The organism is Streptomyces sp. DSM 106670, assembly GCF_055792845.1.
Genome location: NZ_CM147704.1, coordinates 6,701,631 through 6,715,809 on the forward strand (window position 1 = coordinate 6,701,631; position 14,179 = coordinate 6,715,809).

At 68.7% G+C, this 14,179-nt stretch carries 11 protein-coding genes; 9 read left to right on the forward strand and 2 right to left on the reverse strand.

Features of this window, described 5'->3' with window-relative positions; all coding sequences use genetic code 11:
• Positions 1 to 350 precede the first annotated feature (350 nt).
• From ngcE to ACSMXR_RS29705, 9 genes are all read left to right on the forward strand, one after another.
• Positions 351 to 1,796, forward strand: coding sequence for an N-acetylglucosamine/diacetylchitobiose ABC transporter substrate-binding protein (ngcE, locus tag ACSMXR_RS29665; RefSeq protein ID WP_137230495.1), 1,446 nt, complete (start codon positions 351 to 353; stop codon positions 1,794 to 1,796).
• Positions 1,797 to 1,845: 49 nt separating this feature from the next.
• Positions 1,846 to 2,766 carry a carbohydrate ABC transporter permease gene (locus ACSMXR_RS29670; RefSeq protein WP_137230497.1) on the forward strand — a complete coding sequence of 307 codons (921 nt, stop codon included), beginning with the start codon at positions 1,846 to 1,848 and terminating at the stop codon, positions 2,764 to 2,766.
• A complete protein-coding gene (locus ACSMXR_RS29675; protein WP_218524369.1) occupies positions 2,766 to 3,716 on the forward strand; it encodes a carbohydrate ABC transporter permease in 951 nt (316 codons plus the stop codon). Before ACSMXR_RS29670 ends, ACSMXR_RS29675 begins: the two co-directional genes overlap by 1 nt.
• 228 nt (positions 3,717 to 3,944) lie before the next feature.
• Positions 3,945 to 5,144 carry an ROK family transcriptional regulator gene (locus ACSMXR_RS29680; RefSeq protein WP_030079755.1) on the forward strand — a complete coding sequence of 400 codons (1,200 nt, stop codon included), beginning with the start codon at positions 3,945 to 3,947 and terminating at the stop codon, positions 5,142 to 5,144.
• Between the two features lie 120 nt (positions 5,145 to 5,264).
• Positions 5,265 to 6,377, forward strand: coding sequence for a sugar ABC transporter substrate-binding protein (locus ACSMXR_RS29685; protein ID WP_473170290.1), 1,113 nt, complete (start codon positions 5,265 to 5,267; stop codon positions 6,375 to 6,377).
• Between the two features lie 278 nt (positions 6,378 to 6,655).
• Positions 6,656 to 7,444, forward strand: a complete 789-nt coding sequence (locus tag ACSMXR_RS29690; protein WP_030079750.1) for an ATP-binding cassette domain-containing protein — start codon at positions 6,656 to 6,658, stop codon at positions 7,442 to 7,444.
• Positions 7,441 to 8,775 (forward strand): sugar ABC transporter permease, encoded by a 1,335-nt coding sequence (locus ACSMXR_RS29695; protein WP_170994454.1) that lies wholly within the window; start codon positions 7,441 to 7,443, stop codon positions 8,773 to 8,775. The genes ACSMXR_RS29690 and ACSMXR_RS29695 overlap by 4 nt, the downstream gene beginning before the upstream one ends.
• 164 nt (positions 8,776 to 8,939) lie before the next feature.
• Positions 8,940 to 10,853 (forward strand): 1-deoxy-D-xylulose-5-phosphate synthase, encoded by a 1,914-nt coding sequence (dxs, locus tag ACSMXR_RS29700; RefSeq protein WP_030079747.1) that lies wholly within the window; start codon positions 8,940 to 8,942, stop codon positions 10,851 to 10,853.
• A gap of 191 nt (positions 10,854 to 11,044) precedes the next feature.
• Positions 11,045 to 12,511, forward strand: coding sequence for an amino acid permease (locus ACSMXR_RS29705; RefSeq protein WP_137230754.1), 1,467 nt, complete (start codon positions 11,045 to 11,047; stop codon positions 12,509 to 12,511).
• A gap of 16 nt (positions 12,512 to 12,527) precedes the next feature.
• Here ACSMXR_RS29705 and ACSMXR_RS29710 read toward each other — a convergent pair whose 3' ends face one another.
• A complete protein-coding gene (locus tag ACSMXR_RS29710) occupies positions 12,528 to 12,911 on the reverse strand; it encodes an NYN domain-containing protein (protein WP_137230505.1) in 384 nt (127 codons plus the stop codon).
• Between the two features lie 39 nt (positions 12,912 to 12,950).
• Complete coding sequence (locus ACSMXR_RS29715) at positions 12,951 to 14,036, reverse strand: LCP family protein (RefSeq protein ID WP_473170291.1); 1,086 nt, start codon at positions 14,034 to 14,036, stop codon at positions 12,951 to 12,953.
• Between the last annotated feature and the right edge of the window lie 143 nt (positions 14,037 to 14,179).

The window sequence follows — 14,179 nt, forward strand, 5'->3', positions numbered from 1 at the left end:
GGGGCGCGGCGCCGAGGTATCCGTGAGGTCTCAACTCGGGAAAGACTGCCGCCCAAACCTGCATTCGATCTTGCTCAGTTGGCGACAAGTGGACTATACCTGTCGGCATCCGCACGGCCGCTTCGCGCGGACGTGCGCACGGGGGAAACAGAGACGGTCGCGAGGACGCCAGGGGTGTCCTCGCTGTACGGTCTCCCCGCATCCCCACTGCACCGGCCCTGTCCGGTACATCTGCATATCTGCACGACCCAAGCGCAACTGACCGCGGTGGCGGGGCCCTTCGCCTGAGGCGAATTTTCTACGGGTGACCGGTACACCGCCTGAGTCCTGGAGAAGGCGAGGACTTGAGCATGGGATCCACCTCCGCCCACAACAATGAGGGCCTTGGCCGTCGCGATCTGATCAAGCGTTCTGCCGCACTCGGCCTGATCGCTGTTCCGACGATGAGCTTCCTGTCCGCCTGCGCGAGCGGCGACAGCGGCAGCGACAACAAGGTCGAAAAGGGCGAAAAGACCGAGAAGAACCCGCTGGCCGTCAACGGCAGCGCGCCGCTGGAGATCGTCATCTTCGACGGTGGCTTCGGCACCAAGTACGCCGAGGACGCCAAGGCCGTCTACGAGAAGACCTACCCCGAGGCGAAGGTCAAGTTCTCCGCGACGCAGAAGATCCAGTCGGTTCTTCAGCCGCGGTTCAACGGTGGCACCCCGCCGGACCTGATCGACAACTCCGGTGCCCAGCAGATGGACATGGGCGTCCTGGTCGGCAAGAAGCAGCTCACCGACCTGACCCCGCTGCTCGACGCCCCCTCCATCGACGACCCCGCCAAGAAGGTCCGCGACACCCTGCGGCCGGGCATCATCGAGATGGGCCAGTTCGACGGCGACCCGGTCTGGATCATGTACTACGCGTACACGGTCTACGGCGTCTGGTACTCGCAGACCGCGCTGGAGAAGCTCGACGCCACGTACCCGGAGACCTGGGACGACATGCTCGCGCTCTGCGCGAAGGCGAAGAAGGAGGGCATCGCCGGCTGGACCTACCCCGGCAAGCACCCCTACTACCTCCCCTTCTCGCTGTACCCCTTCATCGCCAAGATCGGCGGTGTCGAGGTCCTCGACGCGATCGACAACCTGGAGCCGAAGGCCTGGGAGCACCCCGCGGTCAAGGCGGCCTTCGAGGCGTACTACGAGCTCGTCGCCAAGGACTACATCCTCAAGGGCACCCCGGGCCTGGACCACCGCGGTTCCCAGGGCGCCTGGGCCCGCGGCAAGGCGCTGTTCATCCCGAACGGCTCCTGGGTCGAGAACGAGGAAGCGGCGATCATCCCCAAGGACTTCAAGCTGTCCGTGGGCGCTCCCTCCAGCCTCGACTCCTCGGACAAGATGCCCTTCGGCACCCTCTGGGCGTCCGGCGGCGAGCCGTTCATCGTCCCGAGCAAGGCGAAGAACCCCGAGGGCGGCATGGAGCAGCTGCGCATCATGCTCAGCGAGGCCTCCTCCAAGTCCTTCACCACGAGCACCAAGTCGCTCTCCGCCTTCAACGGCGGCACGGACGGCATCGAGCTCTCCGACGGCCTGAAGTCCGGTGTCGCGGCGCTGCAGAAGGCCGGTACCAACGTGGTCAACCCGCGCCTGCAGGACTGGTACGTGAAGCTCCAGAAGGAGCAGATCGGTGTCGCCGCGCTCGGCGAGATGATGGCCGGCCGCGCCAAGCCGGCCGAGACCATCAAGAAGATCCAGGCCTTCGCCGACGCGACCGCCAAGGACCAGTCCATCAAGCACTTCAAGCACCAGTGACCACGCGTCACCAGCGGCGGGCAGCACGGGAAGGTCGGAGTCGGTAACGATGCAACACGGTAAATACCGGTTCATAGTCGGGTTCTTGGTGGTCCCGATGGCGTTGTACGTCATCTTCGTCATCTGGCCCTTCATCCAGTCCATCTACTACTCGTTCACGGACTGGACGGGTCTGAGCCCCGACTTCAAGATGGTCGGGTTCGACAACTACACCAAGATGCTCGACGACGACATCTTCTGGAAATCGCTGCAGCACAGTGTGCTGCTGGCGGTGCTGCTGCCGCTGGTGACGCTGGGCCTCGCGCTCTTCTTCGCCTTCATGCTCAACGTGGGTGGCCGGCGCCGCAAGGGCGCCGCCATCGCGGGCGTCCGGGGCTCGGGCTTCTACAAGATCGCCTACTTCTTCCCGCAGGTGCTCTCGATCGCGATCGTGGCCATCCTGTTCCAGTTCGCCTTCGACCCGGCCCAGGGCATGATCAACGGCACGCTCAAGGCCGTGGGGATCAGCGACGTACCGGACTGGCTGGGCGATCCGAAGCTGGCCCTGTGGTGCATCATGGCGGTCCTCGTCTGGTGCACGACCGGCTTCTTCGTGGTGCTCTTCTCCGCGGGCATGGCCTCCATCCCCAAGGACTTCTACGAAGCCGCCCTGCTGGACGGGGCGAGCCGCTTCACGACCTTCTTCCGGATCACGCTGCCCCTGCTGTGGGACACGGTCCAGTCCGGCTGGGTCTACATGGGCATCCTGGCGCTCGGCGCCGAGGGCTTCGCCATCGTCCACATCATGAGCGTCGGCCCCGGCGGGCCCGACTACTCGACCACCGTCCTGCCGCTGTACGTCTACCAGGCGGCGTTCCGTGACGGACAGGCGGGCTACGCGACCACGATCGGTGTCGCCCTGCTCATCGTGACCCTGGCGTTCGCCGCCATCGTCATGCGGGTGGGCCGGCGCGAGCGGCTGGAGTTCTGATGAAGACCACTGACACCCCTCCCTCCGGGCCCTCCGGATCCCCGTCCGACGCCGAGGCGGCCAAGGTCCCGGCCCAGCGCGCCGGGACGGTCTCCAAGGGCTCGTCGGCCCCCGCGAAGAGCAGCGAGGGCCAGGTCCTCAACGTCTTCTCGCACGGGATGCTGATCCTGTGGGCGATCATGGTCGTCCTGCCGCTGTTCTGGGCGGTGATGTCCTCGTTCAAGACCGACTCGGACATCTTCAACACTCCGTGGTCGCTGCCGAGTTCGCTGAACTTCGACAGCTGGGGCCGGGCCTGGAGCCAGGCCCATATGAGCGAGTACTTCCTGAACACCATCCTGGTGGTGGGCGGTTCGCTCGTCGGGACCCTGGTCCTCGGGTCGATGGCCGCCTATGTGCTCGCCCGCTTCGAGTTCCCGGGCAACCGCTTCATTTACTTCTTGTTCGTCGGCGGCATGAGCTTCCCGATCATGCTGGCGCTGGTCCCGCTGTTCTACGTCATGGACAACATGGGGCTGCTGAACACGATCCACGGCCTGATCCTGGTGTACATCGCGTACTCGCTGCCGTTCACCGTGTTCTTCCTGACCTCGTTCTTCCGTACGCTGCCGACCTCGGTGGCGGAGGCGTCGATCATCGACGGGGCCTCGCACACCCGTACGTTCTTCCAGGTCATGCTGCCGATGGCCAAGCCCGGCCTGATCAGCGTCGGCATCTTCAACTTCCTGGGGCAGTGGAACCAGTACATGCTGCCGACGGTGCTCAACACCGACCCGGAGAAGCGGGTGCTGGCCCAGGGCCTGGTGGAGCTGGCCTCCAGCCAGGGCTACAAGGGCGACTACTCCGGCCTCTTCGCCGGTCTGGTGATCGCGATGCTGCCCGTGCTGGCCGCGTACATCATCTTCCAGCGCCAGGTCGTCTCCGGTCTGACGGCGGGCGCCCTGAAGTAGCAGATCACCTTACGGACACGGCCCGGTGCCCCGGCGGAGGAATCCTCCGCCGGGGCACCGGGCCGTTTGCGCGCACGTGAGCCCCTGCCCGCTCAGGTCTTGACGGGAGGCACCCCCAAACGGTCAGCTTAGAGTTCACATGTTGGAGGAAGCCGGGGTCTCATCGCTGCGGCCCCGGCCGGGGCGGTCCTCAGGGACCGCCCGCCAAGGGCAGGAGTGGATGAGTCGATGGAGACTCCCGGGTCGCAGACATCGCTGCACAGGGCCAATCTGGAGCGGGTCGTACGCGCCGTACGGATGGCGGGATCGCTCACCCAGGCGGAGATCGCCCGGAGCACCGGGCTCTCCGCAGCCACGGTCTCCAATATCGTCCGCGAACTGAAGGACGGCGGGACGGTCGAGGTCACACCCACCTCCGCGGGCGGCCGCCGGGCCCGCAGCGTCTCGCTCAGCGGCGACGCGGGCATCGTCATCGGCGTCGACTTCGGCCATACGCATCTGCGCGTCGCCGTCGGCAACCTCGCCCACCAGGTGCTCGCCGAGGAGTCCGAGCCGCTGGACGTCGACGCCTCGTCCGCGGAGGGCTTCGACCGGGCGGAAGTCCTGGTCAAGCGGCTGATCGAGGCCACCGGGATCGGCCCGGACAAGGTGATCGGCATCGGGCTCGGCGTGCCGGGCCCGATCGACGTCGAGTCCGGCACGCTGGGCTCCACCTCGATCCTGCCGGGCTGGACGGGCATCAACCCCAGCGAGGAGCTCTCCGGCCGCCTCGGCGTGCCCGTGTACGTCGACAACGACGCCAACCTCGGAGCGCTCGGCGAGCTGGTCTGGGGCAGCGGGCGGGGCGTCAAGGACCTCGCGTACATCAAGGTGGCCAGCGGCGTCGGCGCCGGTCTGGTGATCGACGGGACCATCTACCGGGGCCCGGGCGGCACGGCCGGCGAGATCGGGCACATCACCCTCGACGAGTCGGGCCCGGTCTGCCGCTGCGGCAACCGCGGCTGCCTGGAGACCTTCACCGCCGCCCGGTACGTCCTGCCGCTGCTCCAGCCCAGCCACGGCCCCGGGCTCACCATGGAGCGGGTGGTCCAGCTGGCCCGGGAGGGCGATCCGGGCTGCCGCCGGGTGATCGGCGACGTGGGCCGCCACATAGGCAGCGGCGTGGCCAACCTGTGCAATCTGCTCAACCCCAGCCGCGTCGTGCTCGGCGGCTCGCTGGCGGAGGCCGGGGAGCTGGTCCTGGGGCCCATACGGGACTCCGTGTCGCGTTACGCGATCCCCAGCGCCGCCCGGCAGCTCTCGGTGCTCCCCGGCGCGCTCGGCGGCCGTGCCGAAGTGCTGGGCGCCCTCGCCCTGGTGCTCAGCGAGATGGGGGATTCAACCCTTTTGGAGAGCACCCTCCCCGCAGCGACTCCTGCCTTCACTTAGATAACGAATGGCACCGTTGTCATCTCGTTAAGGATTTACTCCTTGACGCTGACGCTGCGGCCGAGTTGACTTCCAGCCACCTCGGCCGCAACGTCGCGGCCTCGTCAGGGAGGTTCGAGAATGAACACGCGTATGCGTCGTGCCGCCGTTGCCGTTGCCGCCACCACGATGGCGATCTCGCTGGCCGCTTGCGGGAGCGCCAAGGAGTCCGGCGACAAGGCCGAACAGGGCTCGGAGAAGAAGGGCAACGACCTGAAGATAGGTCTGCTCCTCCCCGAGAACCAGACGGCCCGTTACGAGAAGTTCGACCGGCCGATCATCGAGAAGAAGATCGACGAGCTCACCGACGGCAAGGCGAAGGTCACCTACGCCAACGCCAAGCAGGATGCGAACACGCAGGCTCAGCAGGTCGACACCATGATCACCAACAAGGTCGACGCCCTCATCCTGGGCTCGGTCGACTCCAAGGCGATCGCCAACAGCGTCAAGAAGGCCAAGGACGCCGGCATCCCCGTCGTCGCCTTCGACCGCCTCGCCGAGGGCCCCATCGACGCCTACACCTCCTTCGACAACGAAGAGGTCGGCCGGGCCCAGGGCACCGCCCTGCTGGAGGCCCTGGGCGACAAGGCCGACGGCGGCACGATCGTGATGATGAACGGCGCGATCACCGACCCGAACGCCGCGCTCTTCAAGAAGGGCGCCAAGTCCGTCCTCGACGGCAAGGTGAAGTACGGCAAGGAGTACGACACCAAGGAGTGGAAGCCGGAGAACGCCAACGCCAACATGGAAGCGGCGATCACCGCGCTCGGCAAGGACAAGATCGACGGCGTCTACTCCGCCAACGACGGCATGGCGGGTGGCATCATCACCGCCCTCAAGGGCGCCGGCCTCTCGCCGCTCCCGCCGGTCACCGGCCAGGACGCCGAGCTGGCGGGTGTGCAGCGCATCGTCTCCGGTGAGCAGTTCATGAGCGTCTACAAGTCCTACCCCGCCGAGGGCATCGTCGCCGCGGAGATGGCCGTCGCCCTCGCCAAGGGCGAGAAGCTCGACTCCATCGCCACCTCCAAGGTCGACAGCGCCACCACGAAGGGCGTCCCGACGGTCCTCGTCCCGGTCGTCTCGCTGACCAAGGACAACATCCAGGACACCGTCATCAAGGACGGCATCTGGACGCTGGACGAGATCTGCACGGCCAAGTACAAGGCCGCCTGCGACAAGATCGGTCTGAAGTAGGCCCCCGGGACCCGGCCCGCCCCCGAGCCGCCGGGTCCCACCCGCCGCAACGCCCACCGCGCCCGCGCGGAGGGCATGAGCGGCCCCACCGCCCGCGTACGCGAGCGCCGCACCCCGGCCCGCGCGCGCACGAAGCCTGTCCGGCGCCCCGCACACCAACCGTCCCGCTACCGGGCGGGGCGCCGGACGGAACGCTCACACCTCATCTGTTCTCTTTGCTCGACACCGCCGCGCCTTCCCCCGGGCGCGGCATCCCCGCCGGTCAGGCGGCGAAGGAGATGGTTCATGTGTCCGCTACGCCCGTGTTGGCGTTGCGAGGGGTCTCCAAGCGCTTCGGTGCCGTACAGGTACTCACCGATGTAGAGCTTGAGGTCCACGCCGGCGAGGTGGTCGCCCTGGTGGGCGACAACGGCGCCGGTAAATCAACGCTGGTCAAGACGATCGCCGGAGTGCACCCCATCGATGACGGTGTCATCGAGTGGGAGGGCAGGGCCGTGCAGATCGACAAGCCGCACGACGCCCAGAACCTCGGCGTCGCGACCGTCTATCAGGACCTCGCGCTGTGCGACAACATCGATGTCGTCGGCAACCTCTACCTCGGCCGCGAGCTGCGCAGGTTCGGCGTCCTCAACGAGGTCGAGATGGAGCGCCGCTCCCGCGAGCTGCTCTCCACGCTCTCCATCCGCATCCCGAGCGTCCGCATCCCGATCGCCTCGCTCTCCGGCGGCCAGCGCCAGACCGTGGCCATCGCCCGGTCGATGCTCGGCGAGCCCAAGCTCGTCATCCTCGACGAGCCGACCGCCGCCCTCGGCGTCGAGCAGACCGCCCAGGTCCTCGACCTCGTCGAGCGGCTGCGCGAGCGCGGTCACGCGGTCATCCTCATCAGCCACAACATGGCCGATGTGAAGGCCGTCGCCGACAAGGTCGCCGTGCTCCGGCTGGGCCGGAACAACGGTGTCTTCGATGTGAAGACCACCTCCCAGGAAGAGATCATCTCCGCCATCACGGGCGCCACGGACAACGCCGTGACCCGACGTGCGGCGCGCAACGCGGAGGTTTCCAAGTGACCACCGACGAGACCACCAACCCGGTGGACGAGAACAGCACCTCGCTGGACAAGGGCACGGCCGTCGCGGACACGCCGCCGGTCGGCAACCCGGACGCGGCCGAGGGCGCCGCCACGGTCGTCGACCCCCGGCTGCTCATCCGCGAGCAGGGCTTCGCCGGATACCTCACCGAGTTCAAGCGCAAGATCAGCGGCGGTGACCTGGGCTCGATCCCGGTGGTCGTCGGCCTCGCGATCATCGCCATCGTCTTCCAGAGCATGAACTCCGAGTTCCTCTCCGCGAAGAACATCAGCGACATCGCGGTCACCATGGTCGCCACCGGCATGATGGCCGTGGGCATCATCTTCGTCCTGCTGCTCGGCGAGATCGACCTCTCGGTCGGCTCCGTCTCCGGTGTCTCCGGCGCCCTCGTCGCGGTGCTCAGCGTCACCCAGGGCCTGAACGAATGGCTGGCGATCCTCGTCGCCATCGTCAGCGGTGCGGTGATGGGCGCGATCCACGGCTTCTTCTTCGCCCGGATCGGGGCGCCCGCCTTCGCCGTCACCCTGGCCGGCCTGCTGTTCTGGCTCGGCTTCATGCTCCAGCTGCTCGGCGACTCCGGCACGATCAACCTGGACGGCGAAGGCGTGGTCGGCCAGCTGACCACGTACTACTTCACCGATGTCGCCGCCGCCTACGGGCTCGCCGCCATCGCGGTCATCGGCTACTTCGCCGCGGCCTTCCTGGACACCCGCCGCCGCGAGGCGGCCGGCATCCCGGCCCGCCCGATCGCCGACATCGTGGTGCGCACCGTCGTCCTCGCGGTGTTCGCCTTCGCCGCCGCGTACATGTTCAACCAGTACCGCGGCCTGCCGCTCGCCCTGGTCCTCTTCCTGATCGTCCTGGTCGGCACGGACTTCCTGCTCCGCCGTACGGCCTACGGGCGGAAGATCTTCGCGCTCGGCGGCAGCGTCGAGGCCTCCCGGCGCGCCGGTATCAACGTCACCGCGATCCGCATCTCCGTCTTCTCCATCGCGGGGACCTTCGCGGCGATCGGCGGCCTGTTCTGGGCCTCCAAGATCGCGGCGGCCAACCAGGGCTCCGGCACCGGCGACCTCCTGATGAACGTCATCGCGGCGGCCGTCATCGGCGGCACCAGCCTGTTCGGCGGCCGCGGCCGCACCTGGAACGCGCTGCTCGGTGTCATGGTCATCGTCTCCATCCAGTACGGACTGTCGCTGGAGGGCATCGCCACGCCGATCCAGTACATGGTCACCGGCGCCGTGCTGCTCGCCACGGTCGTCATCGACTCCGTCACCCGTAAGACCCAGAAGACCGCGGGCCGCGCCTGACCGCGGAACCGCGCAGGTGCCCGGTACCCCACGGGGGTGCCGGGCACCTGCGCGTGCCCGGACGGCGGCATTCGAACACAGGCTCCCGCTGCCCACGTCCGGCGGTGGAACATTAGACTCATCGGATCGGCACGCTCGATCAGCTCAAACGCAAGGAGGCACGGGTGGATCTGCTGACCCGCATCAAGGGACCGCGCGACCTGGACCGGCTCAGCCTCGGTGAGCTGGACCAGCTCGCGGAGGAGATCCGCACCTTCCTCGTGGACGCGGTGTCCAAGACCGGTGGACACCTCGGCCCCAACCTGGGCGTCGTCGAGCTCACCATCGCCCTGCACCGGGTCTTCGAGTCGCCCCGGGACCGGGTGCTCTGGGACACCGGCCACCAGGCCTACGTCCACAAGCTCCTCACCGGCCGCCAGGACTTCTCCCGCCTCAAGAGCAAGGGCGGCCTCTCCGGCTACCCCTCCCGCGCGGAGTCCGACCACGACGTCATCGAGAACAGCCACGCCTCCGGCGTCCTCGGCTGGGCCGACGGCCTCGCCAAGGCGAACGAGGTCCTGAAGAAGGACGACCACGTCGTCGCGGTCATCGGGGACGGCGCGCTCACCGGCGGTATGGCCTGGGAGGCGCTGAACAACATCGCCGCCGCCAAGGACCGCCCGCTCGTCATCGTCGTCAACGACAACGAGCGCTCCTACGCCCCGACCATCGGCGGCCTGGCCAACCACCTCGCCACGCTCCGTACGACCGACGGCTACGAACGGTTCCTGGCCCGCGGCAAGGACATCCTGGAGCGCACGCCCGTCGTCGGCCGCCCGCTGTACGAGACCCTGCACGGCGCCAAGAAGGGCCTCAAGGACTTCATCGCCCCGCAGGGCATGTTCGAGGACCTCGGCCTGAAGTACGTCGGCCCGATCGACGGCCACGACATCGAGGCCCTGGAATCCGCGCTCCAGCGCGCCAAACGCTTCGGCGGCCCGGTCATCGTGCACTGCCTCACCGAGAAGGGCCGCGGCTACACCCCGGCGCTGGAGGACGAGGCGGACCGCTTCCACGCGGTCGGCAAGATCCACCCGGACACCGGCCTGCCGATCTCCACCTCCGGCCTCGACTGGACCTCCGTGTTCGGCGAGGAGATGCTCAAGCTCGGCCAGGAGCGCGAGGACATCGTCGCGATCACCGCGGCCATGCTCCAGCCCGTCGGCCTCGGCAAGTTCGAGGAGGCCTTCCCGGACCGGATCTACGACGTCGGCATCGCCGAGCAGCACGGCGCGGTCTCCGCGGCGGGCCTCGCCACCGGCGGACTCCACCCGGTCTTCGCGGTCTACGCCACCTTCCTCAACCGCGCCTTCGACCAGGTCCTGATGGACGTCGCCCTGCACAAGTGCGGCGTCACCTTCGTCCTGGACCGGGCCGGCATCACCGGCACGGACGGCGCCTCCCACAACGGCATGTGGGACATGTCGATCCTGCAGTGCGTGCCCGGCCTCCGGATCGCCGCCCCGCGCGACGCCGACCAGGTCCGCGCCCAGCTGCGCGAGGCCGTCGCCGTCGACGACGCGCCGACGGTGGTCCGCTTCTCCAAGGGAGCGGTCGGCCCCGCCGTCAAGGCGGTCGGCAAGGCCGGCGGCATGGACATCCTGCGCCGGCCGAAGGCCGCCCGCCCGGACGTCCTGGTCGTCTCCGTCGGCGCGCTCGCCCCGATGTGCCTGGAGATCGCCGACCTGCTGGACGCCCAGGGCATCTCCACCACCGTCGTCGACCCGCGCTGGGTCAAGCCCGTCGACGAGGCGCTCGCCCCGCTCGCCGAGCGCCACCGGGTCGTCGTCACGGTCGAGGACAACAGCCGCGCCGGCGGTGTCGGCTCGGCCGTCGCCCAGGCCCTGCGCGACGCCGGGGTCGACGTACCGCTGCGCGACTTCGGCATCCCGCCGGTCTTCCTCGACCACGCCTCGCGCGGCGAGGTCATGGCCGAGATCGGACTGACCGCACCGGACATCGCCCGGCAGGTCACCGGACTGGTCGCCAAGCTCGACGGCCGCTTCGAGAGCCGCGCGGTCGAGCCCGCCCGCGACTGACGCGCTCGCCTTCGTACGGCCGGATGGGCCGGGCGAACCGCCCCTGTACGGGTGGTTCTCCCGGCCCATTCGCGTGAAACGGGCCGGATGGCGCGATCCCGCGCCGAACCGGTCCGAATCATGGCGTTCACAACGAATGCGTGGAGGTAACGCAGGTGAGCGCGCAGGTCACACCACCCCGCGGAAACGGCATGTTCCGCACCAAGTCCGTCGAACAGTCGATCCAGGACACCGAGGAGCCGGAACACGCGCTCAAGAAGTCCCTCTCCGCCCTGGACCTGACGGTCTTCGGCGTCGGCGTCATCATCGGCACCGGCATCTTCGTCCTCACCGGCCAGGTCGCCAAGGAGACGGCGGGCCCCGCCACCGCCATCGCGTTCGCCGTGGCGGGCGTCGTGTGCGCGCTCGCCGCGCTCTGCTACGCCGAATTCGCCTCCACCGTCCCGGTGGCCGGCTCCGCGTACACCTTCGCGTACGCCGCGCTCGGCGAACTGGTGGCCTGGATCATCGGCTGGGACCTGGTGCTGGAGTTCGCGCTGGGCACCGCGGTCGTCGCGGTCGGCTGGTCCGGCTACGTCCGCTCACTGATGGACAACGTCGACTGGACGATGCCCGAGGTGCTCTCGGGTCCGGACGTGGCGGAAGGATTCGGCTTCGACATCCTGGCCTTCGCCCTGGTGCTGGTGCTGACCGCCATCCTGGTCGTCGGCATGAAGCTGTCCGCCCGGGTCACCTCGGTCGTGGTGGCGATCAAGGTCGCGGTGGTCCTCATGGTGATCATCGCGGGGCTGTTCTTCATCAAGGCCGAGAACTACAAGCCCTTCATCCCGCCGGCCGAGAAGCAGCCCGCCGGCTCGGGCTGGGACGCGCCGCTCGTGCAGCTGATGTTCGGCTACGAACCCACGAACTTCGGCATCATGGGCATCTTCACCGCCGCCTCCATCGTCTTCTTCGCCTTCATCGGCTTCGACGTGGTGGCCACCGCAGCCGAGGAGACCAAGCTGCCCCAGCGCGACATGCCGCGCGGCATCCTCGGCTCGCTGGTCATCTGCACAGTGCTCTATGTGGCGGTCTCGCTCGTGGTCACCGGTATGCAGCACTACAGCGAACTCTCCGTCAGCGCCCCGCTCGCCGACGCCTTCAAGGCCACCGGGCACCCCTTCTACGCCGGGCTGATCAGCTTCGGCGCGGCGGTCGGTCTCACCACGGTCTGCATGATCCTGCTGCTCGGCCAGACCCGGGTCTTCTTCGCGATGAGCCGCGACGGGCTGCTGCCGCGCTTCTTCTCCAAGACCCACCCGCGCTTCCGCACGCCCTACCGCCCGACGATCCTGCTCGGCGTGCTGATCGCGATCATCGCCGGGTTCACGAGCATCGAGGAACTGGCCACCCTGGTGAACATCGGCACGCTCTTCGCGTTCGTCGTCGTCGCCCTCGGTGTCCTGGTCCTGCGCCGCACCCAGCCGGACCTGCCCCGCGCGTTCCGTACCCCGTGGGTGCCGGTGCTCCCGATCGTCTCGGTGGCCGCCTCGGTCTGGCTGATGCTCAACCTGCCGGTGGAGACCTGGGTGCGCTTCGGCGCCTGGATGGTTCTCGGGGTGGTCATCTACTTCGTGTACGGGCGCTCCCACAGCCTGCTGGGCAAGCGGGGCCGCTAGCGGTCGTCCCGCCGGGTCAGGGCCGTACCGTACGGGGTCCGACGCACCGGGCCCCGTACGCCTCGACCCGCTGCCGCAGCCCGCGGTCGGCGGTGACGACGACGCGGTCGCGGTCCGGGGCGGCCCCGGCCGCCAACTCGGCGATCAGGTCGTCGCCGCTGCCGGGAGCCGACTCGACCCGGACCCCGGCCACGGAGGCGACGCCCCGGGCGGCCCCCTCGACGACGAGCACCAGCTCGACGGGGCCGGGCACCCCGGGCAGCCCGGCCGTCGCGTACGGGGCCAGCGCGTCCCGCAGGCGTACGGCAGCCCCGTGCCGGTCCCGCCACCATCCGTCGGGCACGGAACCGACAACATTGGCCCCGTCCACGATCACCAGCGCCCTGCCGTCGTCGCTCATTCCGGCAGGGTGTCACGGCGAGCGGGTCCCGACGGACCGTCAGCCGCCGGTGGCGGGGGACTTCTTGGCCTCCTCGGGGATCGTGCCGTCCTCGCGGATCGCCTTCCACAGCCGACCGGCCTGCGGCTCGGCCGCGATCACGCGGTTCGGGTCGATCGTGTCGTACGCCACCGGCAGCATGATCGTCTCCATCGAGCCCGGGTCGACGCCGTTCATGGAGCGGGCGAACTCCGCCAGCGAGGTGAGCGAGGCGAGCCCGGAGTCGGTGGTGAGCGCCTTGGTGGCCGAGTCGGCGATTCTGTAGGAGCTCGCCGGACTGCCCAGCAGGTCCTGCGACTTGACCTCGCTCAGCAGGGCCAGCAGGAACTGCTGCTGGAGTCCGATGCGGCCGAGGTCGCTGCCGTCGCCGATGCCGTGCCGGGTGCGGACGTACGCGAGGGACTCGGTGCCGTCCAGCCTCTGCGGACCGGCGGTGAGGTTCAGCCCCGACGCCTTGTCGTGGATGTCCTGCGGTACGTCGACGGTGACGCCGCCGATGGCGTCGACCAGGTCCTTGAACCCGGCGAAATTGATCTCCAGATAGTGGTCGATCCGGACGCCGGACATCTTCTCCACCGTCTTCACCACACAGGCCGGGCCGACCTGCGCGTAGACGGAGTTGAACATGACGCGCTTCTCGGCGGACACGGTGGATCCGTCGTCGCCGGCGCACGCGGGCCGGGTCACCAGGGTGTCGCGCGGGATGGAGACGGCGACGGCCTTCGACCGGCCCTCGGGTATGTGCACCACCAGCGCGGTGTCGGAGCGGGCGCCGCTGACGGCCCCGCCGCCGCCCAGCTCCCTGTTCTCCGCCCCGGCCCGTGAGTCCGAGCCGAGGACCAGCAGGTTCTGCCCGCTGGTGGGCAGCTTCTCCGGGCGGTCCTCGCCGAGCGCCTTCTCGATGTCGACGCCCTTGATGTTCCCGTCGAGCCGGCTGTAGAGCCAGTAGGCGGTACCGCCGGTGGCGAGCAGCAGGACGCACAGGACACCGAGGGTGATCTTGAGGCCGCGGCGGCGCTTGCGGGGCTTGGCCAGGCGTCGGGAGGCGCGGGGGCCCGGTGCCGGTGTCGTCTCGTCGATGCTCATCGTGTCGAGTCCTCAGGTCTCATCGCCCGGGAGGGCAGCGGAGTGTGTGGGGACTCGGGTGGGGGGTGTGACCGGTCCGTGAATGTTCGACTGACCGAGCACTATAGAACAGTTGTCTGCGGGAATGGGTGTCCGGATGCCGG

Excerpts from the sequence above, each read along its gene's own strand:
- ngcE (WP_137230495.1), top strand. The coding sequence starts at position 351 with ATGGGATCCACCTCCGCCCACAACAATGAGGGCCTTGGCCGTCGCGAT.
- ACSMXR_RS29670 (WP_137230497.1), top strand. The coding sequence starts at position 1,846 with ATGCAACACGGTAAATACCGGTTCATAGTCGGGTTCTTGGTGGTCCCG.
- ACSMXR_RS29675 (WP_218524369.1), top strand. The coding sequence starts at position 2,766 with ATGAAGACCACTGACACCCCTCCCTCCGGGCCCTCCGGATCCCCGTCC.
- ACSMXR_RS29680 (WP_030079755.1), top strand. The coding sequence starts at position 3,945 with ATGGAGACTCCCGGGTCGCAGACATCGCTGCACAGGGCCAATCTGGAG.
- ACSMXR_RS29685 (WP_473170290.1), top strand. The coding sequence starts at position 5,265 with ATGAACACGCGTATGCGTCGTGCCGCCGTTGCCGTTGCCGCCACCACG.
- ACSMXR_RS29690 (WP_030079750.1), top strand. The coding sequence starts at position 6,656 with ATGGTTCATGTGTCCGCTACGCCCGTGTTGGCGTTGCGAGGGGTCTCC.
- ACSMXR_RS29705 (WP_137230754.1), top strand. The coding sequence starts at position 11,045 with ATGTTCCGCACCAAGTCCGTCGAACAGTCGATCCAGGACACCGAGGAG.
- ACSMXR_RS29710 (WP_137230505.1), bottom strand. The coding sequence starts at position 12,911 with ATGAGCGACGACGGCAGGGCGCTGGTGATCGTGGACGGGGCCAATGTT.
- ACSMXR_RS29715 (WP_473170291.1), bottom strand. The coding sequence starts at position 14,036 with ATGAGCATCGACGAGACGACACCGGCACCGGGCCCCCGCGCCTCCCGA.